At 41.9% G+C, this 25106-nt stretch carries 24 protein-coding genes; 7 read left to right on the top strand and 17 right to left on the bottom strand.

Annotation, left to right across the window (positions count from 1 at the left end; genetic code table 11):
- Positions 1-160: 160 nt before the first annotated feature.
- From NDQ71_RS19935 to NDQ71_RS19890, 10 genes are all read right to left on the bottom strand, one after another.
- Complete coding sequence (locus NDQ71_RS19935) at positions 161-1528, bottom strand: sigma-54 dependent transcriptional regulator (protein ID WP_192541230.1); 1368 nt, start codon at positions 1526-1528, stop codon at positions 161-163.
- A complete protein-coding gene (locus NDQ71_RS19930; protein WP_192541229.1) occupies positions 1525-3261 on the bottom strand; it encodes a cache domain-containing protein in 1737 nt (578 codons plus the stop codon). The genes NDQ71_RS19935 and NDQ71_RS19930 overlap by 4 nt, the downstream gene beginning before the upstream one ends.
- Positions 3262-3297: 36 nt before the next feature.
- Positions 3298-5280 (bottom strand): TonB-dependent siderophore receptor, encoded by a 1983-nt coding sequence (locus tag NDQ71_RS19925; RefSeq protein ID WP_192541228.1) that lies wholly within the window; start codon positions 5278-5280, stop codon positions 3298-3300.
- 119 nt (positions 5281-5399) lie between these two features.
- Positions 5400-5663 carry a hypothetical protein gene (locus NDQ71_RS19920; RefSeq protein WP_064665100.1) on the bottom strand — a complete coding sequence of 88 codons (264 nt, stop codon included), beginning with the start codon at positions 5661-5663 and terminating at the stop codon, positions 5400-5402.
- 143 nt (positions 5664-5806) lie between these two features.
- Positions 5807-6058, bottom strand: coding sequence for a hypothetical protein (locus NDQ71_RS19915; RefSeq protein WP_192541227.1), 252 nt, complete (start codon positions 6056-6058; stop codon positions 5807-5809).
- A gap of 60 nt (positions 6059-6118) precedes the next feature.
- Positions 6119-6523, bottom strand: a complete 405-nt coding sequence (locus NDQ71_RS19910; protein ID WP_283709154.1) for a DUF1761 domain-containing protein — start codon at positions 6521-6523, stop codon at positions 6119-6121.
- Between the two features lie 189 nt (positions 6524-6712).
- The gene (locus tag NDQ71_RS19905) at positions 6713-7243 is read right to left on the bottom strand and encodes a response regulator transcription factor (protein WP_301563010.1); all 531 of its coding nucleotides are present in this window, start codon (positions 7241-7243) and stop codon (positions 6713-6715) included.
- Positions 7240-8481: a sensor histidine kinase gene (locus tag NDQ71_RS19900; protein WP_192541252.1), complete on the bottom strand. Its 1242-nt coding sequence runs from the start codon at positions 8479-8481 to the stop codon at positions 7240-7242. The genes NDQ71_RS19905 and NDQ71_RS19900 overlap by 4 nt, the downstream gene beginning before the upstream one ends.
- 54 nt (positions 8482-8535) lie before the next feature.
- Complete coding sequence (locus NDQ71_RS19895; protein ID WP_064665112.1) at positions 8536-8940, bottom strand: DUF4440 domain-containing protein; 405 nt, start codon at positions 8938-8940, stop codon at positions 8536-8538.
- Positions 8941-8948: 8 nt separating this feature from the next.
- Entirely contained in the window at positions 8949-10259 is a 1311-nt protein-coding gene (locus tag NDQ71_RS19890; protein ID WP_301563009.1) for an amidohydrolase family protein, read from the bottom strand.
- Between the two features lie 152 nt (positions 10260-10411).
- On the opposite strand from NDQ71_RS19890, the gene NDQ71_RS19885 reads away from it, so the two are divergent.
- Both NDQ71_RS19885 and NDQ71_RS19880 read left to right on the top strand, forming a co-directional pair.
- A complete protein-coding gene (locus tag NDQ71_RS19885; RefSeq protein WP_192541223.1) occupies positions 10412-11485 on the top strand; it encodes a ketoacyl-ACP synthase III in 1074 nt (357 codons plus the stop codon).
- A 94-nt stretch (positions 11486-11579) separates the two neighbouring features.
- The gene (locus NDQ71_RS19880; protein ID WP_301563008.1) at positions 11580-11966 is read left to right on the top strand and encodes a VOC family protein; all 387 of its coding nucleotides are present in this window, start codon (positions 11580-11582) and stop codon (positions 11964-11966) included.
- Here NDQ71_RS19880 and NDQ71_RS19875 read toward each other — a convergent pair.
- Together NDQ71_RS19875 and NDQ71_RS19870 are read right to left on the bottom strand one after the other, a co-directional pair.
- On the bottom strand, positions 11963-13324 hold the full coding sequence (locus NDQ71_RS19875) for a M17 family metallopeptidase (RefSeq protein WP_301563007.1): 1362 nt from the start codon (positions 13322-13324) through the stop codon (positions 11963-11965). The two genes, NDQ71_RS19880 and NDQ71_RS19875, sit on opposite strands and share 4 nt — an antisense overlap.
- A 94-nt stretch (positions 13325-13418) precedes the next feature.
- Positions 13419-13865 (bottom strand): hypothetical protein, encoded by a 447-nt coding sequence (locus NDQ71_RS19870; RefSeq protein WP_283709149.1) that lies wholly within the window; start codon positions 13863-13865, stop codon positions 13419-13421.
- 152 nt (positions 13866-14017) lie between these two features.
- Between NDQ71_RS19870 and NDQ71_RS19865 the strand changes: the two genes are divergently transcribed.
- From NDQ71_RS19865 to NDQ71_RS19855, 3 genes are all read left to right on the top strand, one after another.
- Positions 14018-14200 (top strand): oxidoreductase-like domain-containing protein, encoded by a 183-nt coding sequence (locus NDQ71_RS19865; protein ID WP_084447991.1) that lies wholly within the window; start codon positions 14018-14020, stop codon positions 14198-14200.
- Between the two features lie 315 nt (positions 14201-14515).
- Entirely contained in the window at positions 14516-17092 is a 2577-nt protein-coding gene (locus tag NDQ71_RS19860) for a TonB-dependent siderophore receptor (RefSeq protein ID WP_301563006.1), read from the top strand.
- A 91-nt stretch (positions 17093-17183) separates the two neighbouring features.
- Entirely contained in the window at positions 17184-18638 is a 1455-nt protein-coding gene (locus tag NDQ71_RS19855; protein WP_301563005.1) for a tetratricopeptide repeat-containing sulfotransferase family protein, read from the top strand.
- Here the strand turns inward: NDQ71_RS19855 and NDQ71_RS19850 are convergent.
- The gene (locus tag NDQ71_RS19850) at positions 18592-19506 is read right to left on the bottom strand and encodes an alpha/beta hydrolase (protein WP_283709146.1); all 915 of its coding nucleotides are present in this window, start codon (positions 19504-19506) and stop codon (positions 18592-18594) included. The genes NDQ71_RS19855 and NDQ71_RS19850 overlap by 47 nt on opposite strands.
- Before the next feature lie 123 nt (positions 19507-19629).
- On the opposite strand from NDQ71_RS19850, the gene rlmF reads away from it, so the two are divergent.
- Together rlmF and ltaE are read left to right on the top strand one after the other, a co-directional pair.
- Positions 19630-20565: a 23S rRNA (adenine(1618)-N(6))-methyltransferase RlmF gene (gene rlmF, locus NDQ71_RS19845; protein WP_192541217.1), complete on the top strand. Its 936-nt coding sequence runs from the start codon at positions 19630-19632 to the stop codon at positions 20563-20565.
- 8 nt (positions 20566-20573) lie between these two features.
- Entirely contained in the window at positions 20574-21587 is a 1014-nt protein-coding gene (gene ltaE / locus NDQ71_RS19840; RefSeq protein WP_301563004.1) for a low-specificity L-threonine aldolase, read from the top strand.
- On the opposite strand, the gene NDQ71_RS19835 is transcribed toward ltaE, so the two are convergent.
- The 4 genes from NDQ71_RS19835 to NDQ71_RS19820 form a co-directional block, all read right to left on the bottom strand.
- The gene (locus NDQ71_RS19835; RefSeq protein ID WP_064665123.1) at positions 21564-22154 is read right to left on the bottom strand and encodes a thymidine kinase; all 591 of its coding nucleotides are present in this window, start codon (positions 22152-22154) and stop codon (positions 21564-21566) included. The genes ltaE and NDQ71_RS19835 overlap by 24 nt on opposite strands.
- A 134-nt stretch (positions 22155-22288) precedes the next feature.
- Positions 22289-23128, bottom strand: coding sequence for a hypothetical protein (locus NDQ71_RS19830; protein WP_064665124.1), 840 nt, complete (start codon positions 23126-23128; stop codon positions 22289-22291).
- Between the two features lie 78 nt (positions 23129-23206).
- On the bottom strand, positions 23207-23680 hold the full coding sequence (locus NDQ71_RS19825) for a methylated-DNA--[protein]-cysteine S-methyltransferase (RefSeq protein ID WP_192541214.1): 474 nt from the start codon (positions 23678-23680) through the stop codon (positions 23207-23209).
- The gene (locus tag NDQ71_RS19820; RefSeq protein ID WP_301563003.1) at positions 23677-25038 is read right to left on the bottom strand and encodes a DNA-3-methyladenine glycosylase 2 family protein; all 1362 of its coding nucleotides are present in this window, start codon (positions 25036-25038) and stop codon (positions 23677-23679) included. Before NDQ71_RS19820 ends, NDQ71_RS19825 begins: the two co-directional genes overlap by 4 nt.
- Between the last annotated feature and the right edge of the window lie 68 nt (positions 25039-25106).

The following is a 25106-nucleotide window of genomic DNA, read 5'->3' as shown; positions in this document are numbered from 1 at the left end:
GTTGTTCCTAACAATAAAGGCAAGTTTACTGCCAACTCATCAATTTAAATATAAACCTAAAAAATTCATGATGTTAAACTAAAACTATATTTTAAATTCAATTAATGTGTGCGGAAATCCACACACTTAAAAACCAGCTTTGTCACTCATTCCACCCATACTAATCAGTAAACATATCGCGGTTAAGCGCATATTTACTCATTTTGTCATACAGGGTTTTACGCGCTATCTGCAAGGTATTCATGGTATCTTTAATACTGCCTTGATGGCGTTCAAGCGCTTCTTCTATTAAAGATTGCTCATAAAAGCTTACTTTTTCCGCCAAGCTCAAATCCTGCGATAAATCATTTCCATTACTTAAACTGGTATTAGGAAACGCTAATTCAACACCGAGTAACACAGCGCGTTCTGCTTGGTTTCTTAACTCTCGAACATTACCTGGCCACTGATAACTTAATAGCCGTTGTAAAATATCACTGCTTAATGGCGCCGGTGGTTTGTGAAAGCGCGTTGCTGCAATGGAGCTAAAATGCTTGAATAACAATGGAATATCAGCTTTTCTATCCCGAAGCGCAGGAATACTTACTTTTACCAAATTGAGTCGATAATATAAGTCAGCACGGAAGTCCCCTTGTTCAACCAAGGCCAATAAATCAACTTTCGTTGCCGCAACAATCCGAATATCTAAATCAATAGCGATATTCGCCCCTACAGGGGTCACTTTACGCTCTTCTAACACCCGCAGTAATTTAACTTGCAATGAGGCTGGCGTGCTTTCTATTTCATCTAAAAAAACCGTGCCCCCTTGGGCAAACTCAAACTTACCTTGGCGACTTTGTGTTGCCCCTGTGTATGCCCCACTTGCAGCGCCAAACAGTTCACTTTCAATCAGTTGATCTGGTACAGCGGCACAGTTAATTGCCACAAAATTACTACTTGAACGGTTGCTCTGATCATGTAAATAACGTGCCACTAATTCTTTACCAGTGCCAGTTTCGCCTTCAATCAAAACATCTGCGGGCGTATCGATCACTGCATTGAGCAAATGCATCATTTGCTGCATTTGCACTGTTTCCCCTAGAATACGTACACCTGGCGCAGAGGTTTTTTCTACCGCAATTTTTAATGCTCGGTTTTCCATCACTAAAGCACGTTTTTCACATGCCCTTGCGATGCAATCAAGTAACTGCTCGGTAAGTGGTTTTTCAAATAAGTCGTAAGCACCTAACTGCATCGCTTTAACAGCAACTGTTACATCAGCAAATCCAGTTAAAAAAATCACCGGCAGCTCACTATCAAATGCTTTAACTTGCTCTAAAAAAGCCAAGCCATCCATTTTTGGCATATTAATATCACTGAGTATAACCCCATTAAAACGACGATTAATTTTCGACAGCGCGCTAACGGGCTCGTTAAAGCACTGTACTTGATACCCCTCTAAACTCAGCAATTGGTTAAGTGAATCGCGGATCATCGCTTCATCGTCAATGACAATGACCTGTTTACAGTCAACTGCTAAGGTATTCATAATGCCCCTTTGGTATTTGCTAAGGTGATAATAAATTGCGCGCCACCATCAGGGCGATTATGCGCAGTTAAACAGCCATTAAACGAGTTAATAATTTGCTTTGAAATTGATAACCCTAAACCAAGGCCATTGGTTGATTTTGTACTATAAAATGGCTCAAAAATTGTGCCTAGCGCGTGCTGCTCGATGCCTGGACCGGTGTCTAAAATAGACAATTTGACACGCCCGTCAAATTGCTCTATTTCAAAGCTTAACTCACGTTTAGGACTTTGTGCCATGGCATGGCTAGCATTGGTGATCACGTTGACTAATACTTGTTCAAACTTAACCCCATCAACCCATACTTTTATTGTGTTAGCTATCTCTACAGGCTTAACAATAACATCGTCATGCTTGAGCTGGGCAGAGGCGATCACCATGGCATTTTTTAATAACTGCGCAAGACTTTGCTCTCTAAGTTGAGTTTGCGCAGGCTTACTAAAGTGTTTTAATTGGCCAACAATTTTATGTACGCGTTCGATCAGCGCTTGCACAATGACTATATTATCAGCGGCTTGTGTTACATCACCTTTGATAATTAAGCGCTTAGCACTAACTAAATAGGTGCTCATAGCACTCAATGGTTGATTAATTTCATGGTTGATACCGGCGCTCAACTGACCTATGGTTGCCAGTTTTGCAGATTGAACTAACGCCGTTTGCGCTTTCTCTAGTGCGTGAGTGCGCTCTATCACTTCTTGTTCAAGACTATGGCGCGAATAAAGCAGTTTTTTGTAACCGGCGAAGCGCGCCATTAAACTATAAAAAATCAGTAATGCGCCAGCATAAATAACCGCTATCCCTACAAGCCGTGGGAGTTGTGCAATATTCACTGACGACATATCCACCAGCACTGTCATTTGTGCGTTTAAAAGCTCAATAGCAGCGGTTGCCGGCACATATTTACTTCGTTTATTAGTTTCACTTATGTGTAGTATAGGAACGCCATGACTACTCTGTTGCTGCGCATCGATCACTTTTGGCATGTGATCTAAATAACGGCGGCTGTTGATAAAGGACTGCTGCTTGGCATCGTCTATTTGCTGCATAGTATTTAAGCGCCATGATTGAATGTCTGACATAGCAATAATATTATCGGCTAAGCTTAAATAAAAATGGCTCGCCTGTGAGGTATTTAGTAATTGTCGATCGCTCTCAAACTTCGACACATTTACTTTTAACACCACTACACCAATCACATTATTGTCATGATAAATAGGCTCTGAAAAATAAATCCCTCGCTCGTTTGAGCGCAGCCCCAAAGCAAAATACGCAACTTTTTCACCCGCCAAGGCTTGATAAAAATACGGCCGAAACGCAAAGTTATTGCCAATATAACTATAATCCAACTGCCAGTTGCTTGAGGCTACAACATCCCCTTTACTATTGAGCACATAAACATCTGACGCGCCGCTGGCTTGCTGTATATCGGCTAGGTAATTATTTATTGGTTGCACAGCTTGATTATTATCACTTACGAACGCGGTGAGTAATTGATTATCAGTCACTAAATGCGGGATCGCAGCAAAGCGAGCAAGTTCAGTATCAAGGTAATGAGATAATTGGTTAACTTGGCGCTGCGCTTGGCGCTTAGCTTGTGTTAAATCATAGTGTCGGCCAAATAAAAAGCTAAGCAATAGCAACACAATTAAAATAGCAACAGCGAATAATATTTTTCGGGGAAAACGCAGCATGTTCAACCAAAAGACGCATTGCTACGCCTCAATAATTTAAAATTTGATTTGGTAGTGTACCGAGTATTCACTGCCGACACCAGCGACAGCACCGTCAGCCATTCTGGGATCAAACACATCATATTGTTTATCCAAAATGTTATGTGCTTTGAAGCTAAGTTGGCTACGCGCTGATAATTGCCAGCTAACAACAGCGCCTAACAGCAAATACGCAGGTTGTTTAAAGTTACTGGTTTGTACATTTACCTCGTCACGCCATACACCATTAACGCTCAACAGCCATTGTTGATATTCATAGTTTGCTATAACGCTGGCAAAACGCTTAAAAGTGGGCTTCATAGGGGTATCAAAATACTGGGTATAAGTCGCTTCCAATGAAAAATCGTTGGGCAGCCGTAGCATACTATCGAGCTCAACCCCGCGGTTGGTATCATCTAGCTGAGTTGCAAAAGTAAATTGAGTATTGTCTGCAGACAAGGGCACGATATTGATAAAGTCGTGTAATTGGTTATAAAAAAATACCGAATTTACATGCCAATCTTGCCGTTCATAACGCCACACCAGCTCCGTGGTTTTAACGTATTCCGATTTTAAGTTGGGGTTACCTATTGTCACATCATCATTTGAATACAGTTCATTTGTTACCGGGGTGCGAAATGACTCACCATACTGTAATTTTAACGTATGCGCTTCAGCAGGTCGGTAGATAGCAGCTATACGAGGTGACAAGTTGCTATCTAAGTCTTTAACGTCATCATAACGTGCTCCTAAAAATAGCGTAAATTGCTCGGAGTAAGGCACTTTGATTTGCCCATAAATACTGCGGGTTTCAAAGGTCGCTTGCAAACTCTGAAATGGCGCATAATTACTGATTGTAACAATACTCCCTTGATAAAACGGATCCTCAACAATAATTTCACCACTGCTTACATCAAAATAATTACTCCGCAGATCCGCTTTTTGTTGCTCTGCATGGTTATATTCCAGCCCCGAATTAAATAACCAGCCATTATCAAACTCATGACTGGCATCCAAATTAATCGTTAAGTCACTGGTATGCCAAGCAGGGCCAACGAAAAAGTCATAATTTGCCAGTGGCAGACTATCCGCGGTAGCAATTAACCCCGCACTTTGTATTTGATGGTGGGTGTAGGCAACTTTACTCGAAAATGTACTTGTATCAGTATCAAGCCAATCATAGCCTACTGAGATAAAAGTATTTTCACTGCGATGCTGATTATCCTCAGAGTAGCCGCCCAGGTTTAAAAAATCATTCAACTCAACTTGATTGTAGCGCCCTCTCACAGCAAGCTTGTCAATATCAAGCCCGGCTTCTAGGTAAATGGATTGCAAAGGATCTTTCACCCCTTGCGGGTAGCGCTCCCCGCTTTTGCGGTTGTAAGCACCATTAGCAAAAAGATGTGTTTGCTCATTAACTTGCTGGCTAAGCGAGAATGCAGCGCTTGCTTGACCAACATTGCCCACTGCCAAAGAGATTTCATTAGCATGGCTTTTAGTTACAATGTTCATCACCCCTAAAAACGCATTACTGCCATAAAGCGCAGAGCCCGGGCCGCGGATGAATTCAACTTTATCAATCACTTCAACAGGAATAAACGGCATATAAACAGACGCTTTACCAAATGAAGATTCATTCAAGCGCTCACCATTGATCATTACTAAGATGTTGCCACTGTCAAGGTAGACACCACGGGCATGATCTTTTGGCACCGCGCCAACCCAATCACCACGAGTAGATTGCATGCCAGGGACAAAATTCATCAGTTCAAAGGCATTATTAACGCCAAGTAGCGCAATTTTTTTTCGATTAAATACAGTAATTGTTGAAGGAGCTGAGGCGAGTGTTTCAGAGGTTTTTGAGGCGATATCAACGTGTACTTCGAGTAAATCTTCAACGCTCAGGGCAAATAAGTCATCTGCTTGGGTTGCCGCTTCCGTTGCCAATAAAGGGATTGTGTAAATACACAAAAAAAGACACGCAGTTTGCTTTAAAGTCATTACGCCGTTTTACACCTATATTTTTTATTATTAAAGCTACATTTTAAATAACGTAGCATTTACAATATTAATACAAATGTGAGACGGCGCGAGCGTTTTTCTCTATTAATTTTATAAATTTAAGCTGTTGCAGTCGTTTGCTTCGCTTTTAAATATTTATATAAGCCAATTAACGAGGCTGCGATCCAAAATATTTCAATCACAAAACTTGCTAAATTAAAGTTATAACAAAGACTTATAAGTAACAAGATAGCACCTGACAAATTCATCATGTTATACAAAAGCCCTGTTGGTGTGGCCTTACCTAGTTGTAGCATAAAAAATGCACCAACCACTAAAAACGTACCAGTCATACCAACAATATCAAATAAAAGTGCAATCACGGGTGTCCCCTATCCTTTTTAATCATACCCAAAACACTGGCCCATTCCATGGGGAGGGTTGTTTTCAATCATTGAAACAGCAAACCGAGTAAGTTTAGCAGGGTATAAAAATAGCCACAGGATAAATGTCCGCTATCGCGAGTTCACTTAAACGTAACTTTGCCGCCGATCATTTTATACGCGGGGGCCCCGCGGATGATTGTTTCACGAGCGAAGAGACGTTCACATTGTGGACAAATACAAGGAGTCGAGGTGAAATCTTGGCTAATACGTTCGATAAAACATTTCACTAAAGCGCCTTTGCCACCTTTGCGGTATTTGAATAACTGGGTTTTACATTGACTGCAAAAAATATCGACTGTTTTGGTGGGGCCTTTTTTATTCGGTTTTGCCATTATATTGTTACTTCTAGTCCAAACACGCTTATATAATCTATAGCGACATAGACTAACAGCTTATGGCCACAGACCCAAAATTAAGCCCATTAGGGTAAACTGTAAAATATGGTAACCGCTATTGATCAAAAATAGCTTAAGTGGCCGTTGTTCATAAATATAACTCATTCCCAAGGCACTGCTTACCCAACATACGCCAATAGCAAAACCAACACCGACTGCAACCCCTAAATGTGGGTTGGGACCTAAAAACAGTGATAACCCAAAGGCAATAAATAACGATAAAATAAAGCCACCACCAAAAACCCACTTCGGATCGGTCGCTTTTAAATCCAGCTCTGTTAAACCACAGCCCTCAAGCCATGCTCGTTGAAATAACCACGGTGAATACCAAATGCCGCCTAACATAAAAGAAGACATAGCAGCTAATAATACGGCTGTAAAATCTAGTTGAGATAAATCCATAGCGACTGCTTATGCTGATTGCAAAAAATACAATGATATTTTTAATGTAGTTAATGAACGCCATTGCAGCAACATCGAAACGATGAATAGCTTATTGTGTTATTCACCGTTAGGGCTAATATAGTAAAAGCAATTTATAAGGTAGTACTATTTCACTAGATTCAGGGTTGAGTCTTGCAACACGCTCGGTTATTGCTGCACAGGCTTTTTTTGTAACTTGCGCTGTAAGGTACGCCTGTGCATATTAAGCTGGCGGGCAGTAGCTGAAATATTACCTTGGTTAGCGTGCAACACTTGTTGAATATGCTCCCATTCCAAGCGCTCGGCAGACATAGTTTGCGTATCTGTCACCACTAATTCAGTATTAAGTTCTGCTGCGCCATTCAATGCACGTAACAATGTCAGCATATCAACCGGTTTTGTTAAATAATCATTTGCGCCCTTGCGCATCGCCTCTACCGCAGTGGCAATACTGGCAAACCCAGTCAGTAACACAATATGGGCATCGGCCAATAATGTTCGCAGTGGTTTAATGAGTGCCAAACCATTGTCATCCGCTAATTTCATATCGAGCAATACATGACTCGGTGCATACTCTGTAGCAATGCTCAGCGCTTGTTCTTTAGTATGGGCAAGCTGACATTGAAATCCTTGCTTGGTTAAGCGCCGCGCTAAGGTATTAGCAAGGTTAATATCATCTTCAATAATTAATAATTTCATGCTGTCTCACTGACTTGATCGCTTAGCGTTAATTGCACTTTGGCAACCGCACCACCTTGTGGGTGGTTAAATAGTGTTAATGAGCCCTGTAAGCGCTCAAATGTGACATTAGACAGCATAACCGCCAGCCCCATACCTGTTTCACTGGGCATTAGCTGACCACCTAATTCAGCTAATTGCGCTGCGCTAAAACCTTTTCCAAAGTCACGGATAATTAAACTCACCGATTTAGGACTCTCAGTGCTGTGTTGCCAGTTTAATTCTAAGTTTTGTTGCTGTGCTTGCTGATTAGCAAACGCGGCATTTTGCAACAAATTTAAAATAGCCGGTAGTAACATGACATCATTAGCGATCGAGTAATTTGGCGTATCATTTAACCACTTAAGCTGTTGCTCTGGATATTGTAACAGCATGGTATCTGTAATTTGTTGCGCCAACTCAGGTAATGACACCGCTGCAGCAACGGTTTGTGTGCGTAACTCAGATGACAAAACACGAAAGTGGTCTAGTTGCTGGGCACATTGCTGAAGCGGTTGCTGCATGTCTTTGACAATTTCATTATTCGGTTGCTCTTCAATTAGCTCTTCATACAGTAATTGTAAATTAGCAATGGGACTGGCTAATTGGTGGGTAATTTGTGCAGCAGCGCCATCAAGCATCACTAATTGCTCTGCACGTAGTTGTTTTTCACGAACACTGGCAATGGTTCGCTCTCGTGAATGCAAAGCACGGTTCATGGTGCCTATAACCAACGCAATTACGCTGGCGCTGATCACAAAATTTACCCACATACCCACAAAGTGACTGGTCATCTGCATATGATGCATACTGTGCTGCGGCAATTTAAATAATAAAATGCTGTATGCGGCTATCGCCAATATTGCAATATAAGCCAAACCTCTAGCGCTTACGCTGACGGCGGCGATCATAATAGGTAACAAAAGTAATGATACAAAAGCGTTGGTTGCGCCACCGCTGAGCGATAACAATACAGACAAAAACAGCACATCGGCAGTCAACTGCATCAACATACCCAGTTCTTTCGCTTTATTGACATTACGATAAGCAATGACGCTTAATATTTGAAATACCGCTTCAAGGGCAATCACCACAAGCAAAGGCATTAAGGGGATTTGGTGCTCTAATAAAAAATATACGCTAATAACTGCGATGAGTTGAATAGCGATTGCGCCGCTGCGTAACTTCAGTAAGCGACTGATGGCCGGATCTGTGCGCATTAAAAACGCCATACATAAATACCTAAGAAAAACACCTAATAAAAAAGGCTTAAATTAATCATCATCCATGGAAATACTGAATACCGCGCACGGTGTGCCTTGATGAAACACCATTTTCCATTGGCCGTCGCTTAAGCGCCAAAGCGACATACGTAGTGAATAATTAAATTCCGCCCGTGCAGAACGTCGAAATGCCGCTTGATAGCTTAATTGCGCAATGTCATCACTGAGCATCCGGCCTTTAAAATGCTGATTATAAAACTGCGGCACCACTTCTGTGGGTAACCGCGTTAATACTTGGTATTTATTAAACACAGTGCCATTGGCTGCAATCTCAATAAAATCATCATCGAGTAAACTATCCAGTGCTTGCTCAGATTGACGAACCTCTGGATCTAATAATTGGCGCTCAGCATCAATCAAATGATTAAACAATGACGCCTTGATTTTGCTGCCCATAGTCGTTCCTACAATTGTTTATATACTTGCCCTGCTTTCATCACAAACTGTACATTTTTCAATGTAGTTATATCATCCAGCGGGTCACCCTTAACACTGATGATATCTGCTTGTTTACCAACACTCAACTGCCCAAGCTTATCTTGTTGACCAAGCAGCTTGGCGGCATCAATCGTCGCCGACCTAATAGCTTGCTTTTCAGTCATGCCGTATTTCACTAACCATAAAAACTCATCGGCATTATCGCCGTGACGCGACACGCCTGAGTCTGTGCCAAAAGCTATATTAATATTATTTTTTAACGCCAGTTTAAATGATGCTTCAACTTGTGGCACTACAGCGCGCACTTTGTCGGCAATCGCCACTGGCATATTAGGGTTACTTAGCACTTCTTTGCTGACCGTCTGCCCAGCTAATAATGTAGGTACTAAGTACGCATTATGTTTTTTAAACAGTTTGATACTCTGTTGATCTAAGTAAGATCCATGCTCGATTGAATCAACACCTGCTCGCAATGCGGCTTTTACGCCTGATGTACCATGTGCATGTGCGGTAACACTTCGTCCTAGATTATGTGCAGTATCAACAATTGCCTCAAGCTCTTGATCTGTAAACTGCTGACTAACCCCTGCGGCAGTATTACTTAATACGCCGCCAGTTGCGGTGATCTTAATCACATCCGCACCTGATTTTATAACTTCACGTACAGCACGACGGCAATCATCTGCACCATCGCACACACCTAAGCCACCACTTATTACATCACTAATATCTTTACGGTAACCGTGTAAATCAGCATGTCCGCCAGTCGGCGTAATGGTATCGCCTGCTGCAAATATACGTGGCCCTTGAATATCTCCACGCTCAACCGCTCTTTGCAGCGGAAATATCACTTTATAACTGCTACCTAAATCACGTACCGAGGTAAAACCGGCATCAAGACTACGCTGTAAATATTTAATCGATCGCAGCGCATAGTCCGCTTCATACTCTGTAAGCAATTGATGAGGGTTTGTGTTTGCATCACGCTCAAATGTAACATGCACGTGCATATCAATTAGACCAGGCATAACAAACTGATCTTTTAAATCAATAATTGTCGCATCCGGCAATTTAAGTTCACTAATGCTGATATAGCCTTTTTCAATGCGGGTGATTATGGCATCTTCTATAACAATTGTTTGTTGTTTTTCTAGCGTTTGTTCAGCGCCAGATAACAGTGAACCTGCGTAAATAACCTGTGTTTGTGTTGCAAAACTCGACGCCGAACAAACCAAAGCGCTAAGAGAAGCTAAAGTAGTGATTAATTTTTGTTTCATGTTTACCTCTTTTTTTACTACCATTAGCCTAAATTACGTTTGATTACCACTATTTACGACATAAACGCAGCGATAAACTAGTCTTAGAAGTGGATTTTTGGTATAAATCAAACATAGATCACACATGTCTGACCACTTAAAGAGAGCACACTATGACTTACGCACACATTACCGGTTGGGGTAAATGTATTCCACCTGCGCGTATTAGCAATGACGAAATCAGCCAATTGGTTGATACCAATGATGAATGGATCACCACACGCACTGGCATCAAAGCCCGCCGAGTAAGCCACGTAAGTACCGCAGAACTTGCCACTGTGGCAGCTAAACACGCAATAGCCTGTGCAGGCATTGATGCTAAAGACATCGATCTTGTGTTACTCGCAACCTGTACGCCCTCTACTATGGTGGCAAACACCGCTTCATTAGTACAAAAAAACATTGGTGCAGTTGGTGCAGCCGCTATGGACACCAATGCCGCCTGTTCTGGCTTTTTATACGCGATACAAGCGGCTACAGCACAAATTCAAGCTGGTATGATAAAAAAAGCCGTCGTAATTGCTGCTGAGCGCATGACCTGGTATGTAAACTGGGAGCGCCGCGACAGTGCAGTGTTATTTGGCGACGGCGCCGGTGCCGTGGTACTTGAAGCCGCCGACACGCCAGCAGGTTTACTCGCGACAAAAACAGGCTGTGATAGCGAAGACCGTGATATATTGCATATCACCAATTTTGGCAGCGACTTAGATAAATATGTGCCGATTGGGCCATCTGATCTATTGTTTGAAGGTCGTGAAATATTTAAACGCGCAGTAAAAGGTATGAGTGAAGCCTGTGATGATGTACTCGCACAAGCAAGTTTAAGCCTTGATGATATTGATGTACTTGTGCCACACCAAGCAAATTTACGTATCATTCAAGCCATTCAACATCGCTTAAAAGTACCGGATGAAAAAGTCATGGTTAATATTGGTGAATACGGTAATACATCGGCAGCCACTATTGCGATCGCATTATGTGAAGCTGTAGAGCAAGGATTAATTAAACCTCATGCGAATATTATGTCAGCAGCATTTGGTGCAGGTTTAACTTGGGCTGCTAGTTACATAAAATGGGGCGAGCGCGTCACGCCAATCAGCGTTAGCGATGCAGCACTGCCTGCGTGTGACAAAACTGGTTTAGAATTAGTAGCCCCAGCGGTTGCAGCCTGTAAAGGGACTGATTAATCACATACAGTATCTATTAAAGCGCGACTTTCGCGCTTTATTCAGCTCGCTAGAATGGTTAAATATTTAACTCGATTGGTATTATTGGAACAATATGAAACTACTCGCGATTCATCACGTTGCTATCATTTGCAGCGACTATCAACGTGCTAAACATTTTTATACTCAAATACTTAAGTTACCCATAATTCATGAACAATACCGTGTTGAACGTGACTCTTATAAGTTGGATTTAGCGCTACCAGATGGTAGTCAAATAGAATTGTTCTCATTTGTTGGGGCGCCAAAGAGGCCCAGTTACCCTGAAGCTCAAGGCTTAAGACATCTTGCGTTTGCAGTTGCTGATATTAGCCATGCAAAAGCTTACTTAGAAGAACATGCAGTCGCAGTAGAAGAAATAAGAGTGGATGAAATCACCGGGAAGCGTTTTACATTTTTCGCCGACCCCGATGATTTACCTCTAGAGCTTTATGAAGCTTAGTGAAAACGGCTTTCTAGATAATTAAATACAGCGCGGATCCCTAAAGCTTCACCGCCTACAGGGCGCCCTGGTAATGAACGTAAGTTCCACGCCATTACATCAAAATGTACCCATGGCGTTGTTGGCTCTACAAACTCTTTAAGATATAAAGCTGCCGTAATTGCGCCGCCAAACGGGGTGCTTGCACAGTTTGCCATATCGGCCACATCACTTTTTAATAAGCTTTTGTATTGTTCAAAAAGTGGTAACTGCCAAACAGGATCAGCAACTGCAATACCCGCGTCAATAATACCATTAGCAACATCACGATCCGTTGAGAAAAACCCTGGTAATTCAGTTCCTAAGGCGATACGACAAGCGCCTGTTAACGTAGCAAAATCAATCAGTAATTGGGGATCATCATTTTGCGCTTCAGACAGCGCATCACACAATACTAGGCGCCCTTCAGCATCGGTGTTATCAATTTCAACCATAATGCCTTTGCGGGTTTTAATCACATCACCCGGGCGAAACGCATTGCGAGATACCGCATTTTCAACCGCAGGTACTAGCACACGCAAACGAACAGGTAATTTGGCAGCCATGATCAACTGTGCTAGGCCAATCACATGCGCTGCACCGCCCATGTCTTTTTTCATGTTACGCATACCAGAGCTTGGCTTTAAATCTAAGCCACCTGAATCAAAACATACGCCTTTACCCACTAAAGTAACAAGCGGAGCATCGTCTGCACCCCAGCGTAAATCTAATAAACGTGGTTTATTTTCACTGGCACGGCCCACCATATGAATAGTTGGGTAATTTTGTTCAAGCAACTCATCACCCACCCACTCACTGAAACGACCATCATAAGTGTCTGCAAGATCAGCCATCACTTGTGATAAGTGCTGTGGCATCATGTCAGCCGCAGGTGTATTTACTAAATCTCGAACTAAGTTAATTGCATTTGCTTGCTGATTAAGGCGCGCAAAAAGTGTCGCATCGGCTATGGCCAATTGCGCTTTAGCAGCTCCTTTCGCTTTATATTCACTAAACTCATAACCGCCCAACATAAAGCCCAGTGCGATCTGTTCTAATTGTTGTTCGCACGCTTGCACTTGGTAAAGTCCTGCGGGTAGTTTGTTCGCTAAATCCCCAGCTAACCAAAAATCATCAAGGCTATTAACTAAACAATATACCTGACTGAGTTTGCCGGTTTGTGGATCAACCACCAGTGCCAAACCTTGTTTGGTAAAATCACAGCTATTGAGCCAATTCTGTAAAAAAGTAGGTTGCTGCTGTTGCCATGCAGCTAAGTCATTTTTAACAACAAAAAACAATGGAATACCAGATGTACTATGACGAATTAATGCACTCATTAAATGACTCGTTTAAAATAATAGGATGCCCAAGCATATCAATAACTCAGCGTAAAAGGTATAGCGTAGCGGCTATCCTTTTTGCTGGATGACATTATTTTTTTACGTTTGATTTTACACTTTGCTCTGTGGCTTTCTCACTTGCCTGCTTTTGCTGCTCTTGGGCAATGATTTGATCAATCTCTTTGAGTGGTTTACTGATATTGAATGAACTGGGGAGTACATCCACCCCCACCCATTGACCGAGTTTCACGACTAACGGAATGGTCACTGGAGCAAATGGTAAAACCGCAAAAACCCCTAACCCGAGGCCTTTGAGAATATCCACAAACTGGGCATTGGCTTTTTGTAAATCTTCTTTACTTACTTCACCTTGAGTGTAGCGACGATAAATAATGAGCATTTCTTTGGTTTCTTGTTTTTCTTGCGCCAGTGCAATTTTAAGTGCCACCATAGCTCGCTTAAAACGCAATTGTTGGCGTTTTGTAGTAATTTTTGCCACTCTAATTGGGGCACGATGAATAACTTTATATAGTCGCATAATCGCTATTCTCACATAGCCGTAACACTTCACAAAGCATAATTTGCTGCTATGAGGTATAAATGGATCTGCGGTGTACCTTTACTAGCAAAGTCTCATTATTAAGTATAAAATAGTTCAGCAAATCACTCATTCTTTAGCAACTGTAAATAATGACAAAAACACAACAAAATAAACTTGCTGTTACAACAAAAAGTTGTATAACAAAACCAATCAGGCCCGCTTCAGATGAATGCTGTGGTGGGGGCAGTTGCTGCCCGTGTGTATGGGATGAATACAAGGAAGAATTAAAAGTTTGGCGACTACAAAATCTTGAACACAGCGAAAATTTATAATACACACTTGTTAATTTTACTGAACAATATTTAACCTCAATAAATTGCCTTACCAAAATAATTATTTATTTTTTCATTTATTTTAGCTTAACAATTACACTTTTTACCTTACCCATTATTTTTAAGTTAAAAAAACCATTATTTTTCATATGGGTAGCTAACTTTCAATTTTCCTCTATATAAAATACAAAAAAACTCAATTTATTTAACACCTTGCACATTTATTTAACAATCTGTATAAGTTCAACTAACCATTTGTCTTGATAAAAATCATTTGGTTACATAATCATTACAATTCTAACTGGGGAAATTAGAATGAAATTGAAAAATAAAGCGTTAACTCATGCAGTTAAACTTGCACTAACCGCGACTACCGCGGGTCTATTTATTTCAGGAACTGCACTTGCCGCAGACGAACAAACTGAAACCACTAAAGTTAATAAAAATGTCGAAAAAATTGCTGTAGTGGGTACCCGCTCGGCACCACGCTCTATTGGTGATTCACCCGTACCTATTGATATCATCGGTGGTGAAGAACTGAGTAAATCAGGTAACACTGATATGCTGGAGTTATTAAAAGGTGCCATTCCATCATTAAACGTACACTCTATGCCAATTAGTGATGCGGCATCTTTAGTGCGTCCAGCTAACTTACGTGGCCTACCATCTGACAGTACCTTAATCTTACTCAATGGTAAACGTCGTCATCGTGCTTCTGTTATTGCCTTTTTAGGCGGTGGTATTAACGATGGTGCTCAAGGCGCTGATATTTCAGTGATCCCGAGCATTGCTCTAAAGCAAGTTGAAGTATTACGTGATGGTGCTGCCGCGCAGTATGGCTCTGATGCTATTGCAGGGGTTATCAACTTTGAACTAAAAGACGCCTCTGAAGGCGGGACATTTGAAGTACGCCATGGTCAATATTTTGAAGGCGACGGCGATACAACACAAATTTCAGGTAACGTTGGCCTGCCATTTACTGACAGCGGCTTTGCTAACTTAAGCTTTCAATACAAAACAGCGGATGCAACCAGTCGTTCAGTGCAGCGCGCTGATGCAGCAAACTTAATTGAAGCTGGCGTGCCAGATATTGCACCAATCACTCAAGTATGGGGGGCACCAGAAGTTAATGACGATATTTCAATTTTTGGTAATGTTGGCCTTGAACTGACTAATAGCTCTGAATTTTATATGTTCGGTAACTACTCTGAGCGAGATGTGCGCGGTGGCTTTTACTATCGTAACCCACATACTCGCCCAGGTGCATATTCTAATGATGGTGGTGAAACATTACTAGTCGGCGATCTTACTGGCGATATGAGCGGTAACTGCCCTACTAACATCATGATTGATGGCAACGTACTTGATAACCCTGACTACATTAGCCAAGTTGCTAATAACCCAGATTGTTTTGCTTTCAACGAAATTTTACCTGGCGGTTTTACCCCTAACTTTGGTGGTAACATTACCGATACATCATTGACTATGGGTACTAAAGGCGAATTCACTGGCGGTATGCTTGAAGGCGCCTACTACGATTTAAGTGGTACTGTTGGCTTCAATGAATCTCGTTACTTTATTTATGACACAATTAATGCATCGTTAGGCCCAGATAGCCCGCGTGATTTTAGCCCTGGTAAATACTCCCAGTTAGAGAAAAACTTTAACTTTGATTTATCAAAAGGTTTTGATTTTGGTCTAGCGTATGATGTAAATGTAGCCGGTGGTCTTGAGTGGCATGAAGAAACCTTCACAGTTACTTCTGGTGATGAAGCCTCTTTCATTGCAGGCCCGCTAACTGAGCAAGGCTTTGGTATTGGCTCAAATGGTTTCCCTGGCTTTAAACCGTCAGATGCGGGTGAATACACACGCCGTAACTATGCAGCTTATGTGGATATTGAAGCGCCATTTACTGAAGACTTCTTAATGGGCTTAGCGCTGCGTTATGAAGACTACGATACCTTTGGCTCTACCGTAAATTATAAGTTAATGGGTCAATACCATTTAACTGAAGATTTAAATATTCGTGGTTCAATTAGTACTGGTTTCCGTGCGCCAACAGTTGGTCAAGCCAATGTAAGTAACGTACAAACAAACCTAAGCAGTGGCGTACTGGTAGATTCTGCTTTATTACCACCAACAAACCCTATTGCCATGCAATTAGGTGGTACAGAGCTTGAACCGGAAGAATCGAAAAGTTATACATTCGGTGCCGTTTATACACTGGGTGAAATATTCTTAACGATTGATTACTACAACATTCAAGTTGAAGATCGTATCAGCCAATCTGAAAAAATCGAGCTAAGCCAAGCTGATAAAGACACCCTAGAAGAGGCAGGTGTGCCTAACGTACAAAGCTTAGCGCAAGTTAGCTTCTTTACTAATGACTTTGACACAACCACCCAAGGTGTTGATTTTGTTGCAAACTACGCAACTGATTTATTAGGCGGCAGCTCTACATTTAGTTTAGCGTACAACTGGAATGAAACAGAAGTAACTCGTTCAACTGATATCACTGGTGCATTTAAAGTAAGCCGTTTAGAAAACGATTTACCAAATCACCGTGGCACATTGACTTGGTCACAACAGTGGGAAAGTTTCTCAATGTTTACTCGCGCAAATTATTTTGGTGAATACCAAGGTGTGCACGTAGATTATGACGAAACAGCAAAAATGGCCGATGCAGCGATCACCCTTGATGCTGAAGTCACTTACTTTTTCAATGACTCTATTAGCTTCTCAGTTGGTGCACAAAATCTGCTAGACCAAGAAGCAGAGAAACTTGATTTTACCGTTGCTCCTAATAATAACTGGGGTGGTAAATATTATGAAACATCGCCATACGGTATTAATGGTGGTTTTTATTACGCCAAAGCAACGTATACTTTTTAAGCCTAGCTAAGCAATAAAAGATAGGCGAAATGCTCAAGACATTTCGCCTTTTTCATTCTATAGTAACTAAAAAAACAAACAGCAGTGACGTATGCTACTGAAAAAAGCCAATCAATTACTTGCCGAAAATAAACTTCAAGAAGCAGAGTTTCACTTTAAAACCTTGCTAAACACCGATCCACAAAATGGCGAAGCACTGTTTGGTTTAGGCCGGATAGCCCTTAGATTAGAGCGATATGACGCAGCGGTTTATTTATTACAAAAAGCCTGTGAACGACTGCCTAATTTGTTGGAGCCGCTGCACGCGTTAGCTGATGCATTTAATGGCGTTAATTCACCAAACGATGCATTAACGGTACTTGAATATGCAAAAAGCATTGCCAGCCATAACCCAGACCCACACTATTATTTAGCACAACATTATTTAACCCATGGCGAATTAGACAAAGCACACACCACTTTTGCTCAAGCTTTGAGTATCGGGTTGTACCCAGTAACTGCCTATATCTTGTTTGAGTTAGTGCAACTTGGTCGCTTTGACAAACAGCATAATTACATCAGTAATTTGCATCATTTACTGACGCAAACAAATAACCTGCGATTAAAAATGGTGTGTTATTACGCCCTAGCAAAAAGTTATGATCAGCTCGATGATATAGAGCAAGCAGTTAATTATTATGAATTGGCGAATAAACTACAGCTACAATTGAGTAATTTCAGCACGGAACAATTAACGCCCTTTTATCAAAATATTATGCGCTACAACCCAAAGAGCTTATTTACTACAATCAAACCTGGCTTTAGCGGCACGGTTACACCGGTATTTATCATTGGTATGCCACGCAGCGGGTCAACATTATTAGAGCAAATATTAGCTTCACATAGTGAGTTTGCAAGCCTAGGTGAAGACCGTTGCATTAGTTCACAGGTGGTGCTATTTATTGAACAACACACGAAGCTTCCTTACCCGGAATGTATGGATGCACTCACCCCGCAATTAATTGAGCAAGCCCGTGCTATTTATACTGCGCGATTAAAACAAGCGAAGCCGATCCGTGCCTTTATGATCAATAAACTTCCGGCTAACTATCAATCACTTGGTCTGATTTATTGTTTATTTCCAAATGCTAAATTCATTAACTTACAACGCGACTTTAATGCCACGGCTTGGTCTGTTTATAGCAATTACTTTGCAGAAAATGAACCGTATTTTTGCTCACTACCTGAATTTACCCGTTACTTTGATTTATACCAAACGTTAATGGCGCATTGGCAACAGGCAATACCGGATGCGATTTTAAACGTTCATTATGAGCAACTCGTTGCTGATCCTATCAGCACTTTAACACGCGTGTTTACATTTTTAGGGGCTGAATTTGAAGCGCAATGTTTGGATTTTTATAAAGCAAAGAATGCGGTAACAACCCTCAGTAAAGCGTCAGTGCGTCAACCACTCAATAGCAATGCGCTAGAGCGCTGGAAACGCTTTGAAGCGCCTCTTAAGACGCTATTGAATGATGCTCAAACCACGCCAGCAAATCCTTAAATTGATCGAGTTTAGCACTAGGATGAGTCAACATATTGATATGATCATAGTCAAATTGGTGGCCATGCTGTTTGCCGTACATTTGCAGCTTTTGCACGCCGAGTCCTGACTCTGCAATAAATTTTTCAATGTCAATTTGTTGCGCAAGCGCCTTATCTTTCACACCACCAATATGTAAGGTCGGTGGTAATGTTAAGCTGGCTACTGTCTGTGCATAATCAAAACCATCGTCAGAATCTATCCAGGGTTTACGTTTAGCCCATTGCATACTTTGATAGTGCGACTTTTTAGTTTCATCATCACTGCCCCATTTGAGTTTTTTAGCCGGTAAATAACCATGCTTTTTTGCCAGTATTGGCGCTAAAAAATACCAGATCAGATTACCTTGCAAATATTTTTGCGGATGATGATTGTACAACGAACGTTTAGTGCCAAAGTAAGCACAGGCTTTTACATCATTAATATACTGAGGGAAACGCGCAAACACACTGTTCATCAATACACCGCCCCATGAATGAGCTACCCAGTAGGCTGGCGGCTTTCCTTCCCGCTCGGTAATTTTCGCAATAAAAGCAGGGATATCTTCAATAATGGCTTCTGTTTGACCATAATCAGCATGCTTTGAAATAGCCGGTTTGCTCTGACCCCGTCCCCTTAGATCAGCTACATAGCACACGTAGCCTTGCTCAGCCAAAAAAGGCGCTAAGCCCTTATTCGAATGGGTATAAAATATTTTGCCATTTTCCACAGCACCATGCATAAAGAATACCGCAGGGCCTGCCTCGTTACTGTTATCTGCAATTCTGCGTAAATGTAATGTTTGTTGTTCGGTAAGTTTAATAAACACCGACTCTTGTACAATCGCCATTTCAGTTCCTTGTTGTCATTGTTTTGAACCGTAACTCATCCTACCAGTATTTTAAACAAGATCACACGCTAATGTATTTCTCTGGTAAAATAACTTTTTTGTTTGCTAAGCTAATTATCTGTTATGAAATCAATGCCATTAAAATCAAAACTCCATCCTCGCAATCGCCATAATCAAGGTTATGACTTAGCGTATCTAACGAGCCAAGTGGCTGCGTTAAAACCCTATATAGTGCTCACCCCAAATGGCACTGAGAGTATTGATTTTAGTGATGAGCAAGCAGTTAAAATACTCAACCAAGCGCTGTTAAAAGCTTATTACAATGTTGAATTTTGGGATCTTCCCGTGGGTTATCTGTGCCCACCTATTCCCGGTCGTGTAGACTATATTCATTACCTTGCTGACTTATTAGCCGCTGACAATAACGGGCAAATTCCCACCGGCAAACATGTAAAAGTATTAGACATTGGCACCGGTGCAAACCTTGTTTACCCGCTCATTGGTAGCCATGAATATAACTGGCATTTTACCGCAAGTGATATTGACCCTGTTGCAATTAAACTTGCTAAGCAATTGGTACAATTTAATCAACGTAAAATCACCATTAAACAGCAAAAAAATCCACAGCAGATTTTTAAAGGTGTTATTAATAGTAAAGATCTATTTCACTTAACCTTGTGTAACCCGCCATTTCACGCAAGTGCAGAAGAGGCCAGTAAAGGCAGTGAACGTAAATGGAAAAATTTAGGTAAAAGCCCAAGCAATGTACTTAACTTTGGTGGCCAACATAATGAGTTATGGTGTGAAGGTGGCGAGCAACAATTTATTGTTAATATGATCATCGAAAGTGAGCAGTTCGCAGAGCAATGCATGTGGTTTACCTCACTGGTATCCAAAAAAGACACGTTACCCGCACTGCACGCTCAATTACAGAAACTGCCAGTTGCTGAAGTAAAAGTAGTAGAGATGGCGCAAGGCCAAAAAGTAAGCCGCTTTATTGCATGGAGCTATTTTGATCAAGCTACTCGTGCAGAGATCTGCCAACAATTTACAGCCTAGGAGGCACCATGATTGATTTTCGTTCAGATACCGTAACCCTGCCATGTAAAGCCATGCGTGATGTTATGCACACCGCACCTTTAGGTGACGATGTGTATGGCGATGATCCCAGTGTTAATGCACTTGAAGCATTTGCTGCACAACGTCACGGTTTTGCCAGCGCCTTATTTTGTAGTTCCGGTACTCAAGCTAATTTATTGGCATTAATGGCGCACTGTGAACGAGGTGACGAGTACTTGTGTGGGCAAGCAGCACATAATTATAAATTCGAAGGCGGCGGTGCCGCTGTACTTGGCTCTATTCAACCACAGCCAATTGAAAATGAAGCAGATGGCAGCTTGTGCTTTGACAAACTACGCGCGGCAATCAAGCCCGATGACTTTCATTTTGCAAATACCCGCTTGCTTAGCCTAGAAAACACTATAGGCGGAAAAGTACTGCCAATTAGTTACTTAGCTAAAGCCCGCCAATTTACGCAACAGCATCAATTAGCGCTACACTTAGACGGTGCTCGGGTTTATAACGCCGCTGTTGCACTGCAAGTAGATATTACTGAAATTACCCGTCATTTTGACTCTGTCTCTGTTTGTTTATCAAAAGGATTAGGCGCACCGGTTGGTTCATTATTACTTGGCTCTATTGAGCTTATCAATAAAGCAAGACGCTGGCGTAAAGTCCTTGGCGGCGGTATGCGCCAAGCGGGAATGCTCGCTGCTGCGGGGCACTATGCGCTTGAACACAATGTTAGCCGACTTGCAGATGATCACGCCAACGCACGTTTCTTAGCGCAGCTGCTCAAAAAAATTGCAGGGGTTCACGTCAATTTAGCAAAAGATACCACTAACATGGTGTACGCCCATATTGCCGATGAGATAAATATTCATTCAGTAGCGCAGCAGCTAAAAGCAAAAGGCATATTGATCAGCCCAAATAAAACCTTACGTTTAGTGATGCACTTAGGTGTTACTCGCGCTGATATAGAACTATTTATAGCTGAATTAACTGCTGCGCTGCATGTTTAACGCAGCTTTATAATGTTTGCGGCAAACTGATACATAGCGATCATTGCCGCCAATTTCTACTTGGTTACCATCGGCAATTGCCTCACCATTTTCATCAGTACGTAATACGTGGTTTGCCTTACGTCCACAGTGACAAACTGTTTTTAGCTCAATCAACTTATCTGCCCAAGCGAGTAAGTATTGCGAGCCGCTAAATAACTCGCCCCTAAAATCATTACGTAAACCGTAGCACAATACGGGAATACCTAACTCATCAACCACATCGGTTAATTGCATGACTTGCTCGCGAGATAAAAACTGGCATTCATCCACCAGCACACAGTGGCGCTTTTGCTCACTATTAAGCTGTTGGATCAGTTCAAACACATCTTTTTCTGCATCAAAAATATGTGCATCTGCCTGTAAACCTATTCGCGATGACACTTTGCCAACACCGGCACGGTCATCCAACGCGGCAGTTAAAATAACCGGCTCCATACCCCGTTCGCGGTAATTAAATGCTGATTGTAATAACGTGGTAGATTTACCTGCGTTCATTGCAGAATAATAAAAATACAGCTGTGCCATGGAAGTGCCTGCCCTGAAAAAAGTGCGCTAATGCTACCTTAATCTTGATTGAACATCACCTTTTAACATTCCTATATTTAACCAGTGAGCTTAGTAAGCTCTAAACAGTTGCCAAAAAGAGCAATCAACACTGCTTAATATCGATCAGTACTGGCCACTTGATTAGTTTGATTAAGATGCTCAACAAACAGCTTAGCGCTATCTTGGTTTGCTAAAACACGCCAAATACGCTCGCTGAGCGGTTGATGTTGTTGATAAAATGTTTTTGAAAACAACAAATATCCTTGCGCTGTGGTAACCGGTGGATAGATGGTTTTTACTGTTGAGTTATCTCGGCGGCTAGTGACTTTATGGCGGCCAATTTGACACAGCTCAATGCTGGCATCAGCGACCCCACGCGCTATTAACTCAATGGCTTTATCGATAGATGCTGTATGCTCGATAAAAAAGGGTTCTTGAGCAAGGGTTTTATTTAATTTATAACCTTGCGGGATTGCAAGCGTAAATGCTTTTGTTTGAAATACTTCGCGGCTTTGCCACTGCTTATGAAACTTACTGCTGCCTATTAAACAACTACTGAATTCGGCTAAAGCCAGTGAAGCGTCTGGTTGCTGCGATTTCGTCAGTGGGTATTGGCCAAATGCAGTGCGATCAGCGCGATACCCCGCTATCACTGCATTGACTTTATTACTGCGTAAATCCGATAAACAAGCTTGCCATGGTTTTTGTACATAACGAATGGACACCTCGGCAAGTTTATTATCAATACGTTGCATCACATCTAGCAAAGCATCAGGAGCATTCAGTGGTACATCACTGCCCTCACTTAAAAAATGCGATGCGGCAGTTTTATCTTCATAGCAAAAAATAAGCTCTGTGCTTTTTGCTTGCAAGGGACTTAGCCACAGTACACAACAACTAAACAATAACACAACGCCCCATCGGTTTTCCTTAACACGCTTATTTGCTTTCATTTTATCTGTAACCCTTAGACATCAATAACTAAAGTGTAGACCGAAAAAACAAATTGTTTAGTCATAATATAAAAAAGTTTAGATGATCCCTTCGTGTTCTAGTAACCATTGTTTACGCGCTAAACCTCCTGCATAACCAGTAAGTTTACCGTTGGCGCCAATGATCCGATGACATGGCACAATAATGCTGATCGGATTTTTACCATTGGCAGCACCCACCGCCCGCACAGCTTTGGGGTTACTTAATGCATTAGCAATATCAGAGTAACTTTGTGTGTGTCCAAATGGCACTGCGATTAGCGCCTGCCATACTGCTTGCTGGAAAACAGTGCCTTGGGTCGCTAAAGTGACATCAAAGTCTGTACGCTCACCTGCAAAGTACTCATTAAGTTGCGCGGCACAATTTAAAATATGCGGCAACTCAACTTCTGCAAACGGGGTGTCTTGGCACTCTATAACAGGGTAAAAACCGACATAACTTACGCCATCTTGATTACCTTGAATAATAATGTCATCAATTGGGCTGGGTATTCTGGTTTGGATCAGGGTCATATTAATTGCTGCCATAGCTGAAAGGTTAAATACGAGCGAAATGGTGCGCATAGCTCATCATTAAATGGTTTTGCCCCCGCCTGTGCTTTTTTAACGCCTAAATCCCCCGCTAATAAAATATCGGGCTGACTTTGGCCGCGTAATTTTGCATATTTAACAGTCCAAGGACCAATTCCTTTGAGCGCCAGCCATTGATCTAGCTGCTGGCAATCAGGGTTATCGGCGCAAAATTGCGCTAAATTACACAGTGCATTTTTTCGCGCTTGCGGCATTTTAAAAAATGCCAGCTCACTGTTTGCCACCACCTCTGGGGTTGGAAAATACACCCGCTCACCATCTCGTTCCCCCAATTCAGTCACCAGCAGAGTCACTAAGTTATGCGCGGCAGTGACACTGACCTGTTGACCAAGCACGGCACGAATACCCGCTTCGAAAACAGACCAAATGCCCGGCAACCGCAGTCCCTGAGTTAACGGCAACGCGCCATCTAGTTTGGTGGCTAAATGCTGTTCTATCTGCGCTGTATCAGCATCTAAATCGAGTACTCTGCGAATTTCACTTAAAACAGGCTGTAAAAAACGCGGCTGGTCAATATTAATGCTGACTAGAAAATGATGTTTATCTTCTACAAATTCAGCCGTGAACTGGCCTTGGCAATGCTGATTTTTAAAACTACGACCATAATGTGTTTCGCCAAGCCACTCCAAAGGTGAAATTAACCGCTTGGCTAAAAATTGCTGTAGCGCAGCCCAATTATAAGGAGGCCGAAAAGGTAATTTAAGGGTCAGCACGGCACTTGTTGTGCTGCGCTCGCCACGCATTTTTGAAGGGCAAATATGCAACTGCTGTAAAAACGCATCATTAAAACGACGAATACTGTTAAAGCCCGCCGCAAATGCCACTTGGGATACCGGCAGCGTTGTTTCTTGTAATAATTTTTTTGCAAAATGGCACTGATTAAATAATCGATACTGAGTGACTGAAATACCAAAATGTTGCTGAAAAAGCTGCCTTAAATAGCGGCTACTCACTCCTAGTCGCTCAGCTAATTGCTCACAGCTTTGCTGCGTTGTTAAGTCACTGTCTATCAACTGTTTAGCGCGCAGCGCTGTGGTTTTAGTACCTTGCCATGCGCTACTGCCTGGCGCGCTGTCAGGGCGACAGCGAATGCACGGACGAAACCCAGCCTGCGCAGCATTGTGTGCATATTGAAAGTATTCTACGTTTTGCTCTTTTGCTGTAGGGGCAGGACAAATCGGCCGACAATAAATACCGGTGCTTTTAACGGCGATAAAAAAGAGTCCATCAAAACGATGGTCACGGCTTTGTCTGGCAAGTTGCCAATGGCTAGTATCCATAAGGTGCTCTTAACTATACATCTGCTTATAGAGTACGTGAAAAACCACAGTTTACTAGCCATTTTCGG

This window comes from Pseudoalteromonas sp. KG3, from assembly GCF_030436385.1.
Taxonomy (GTDB): domain Bacteria; phylum Pseudomonadota; class Gammaproteobacteria; order Enterobacterales; family Alteromonadaceae; genus Pseudoalteromonas; species Pseudoalteromonas prydzensis.
This window is presented reverse-complemented; position numbering and strand designations above follow the sequence as displayed.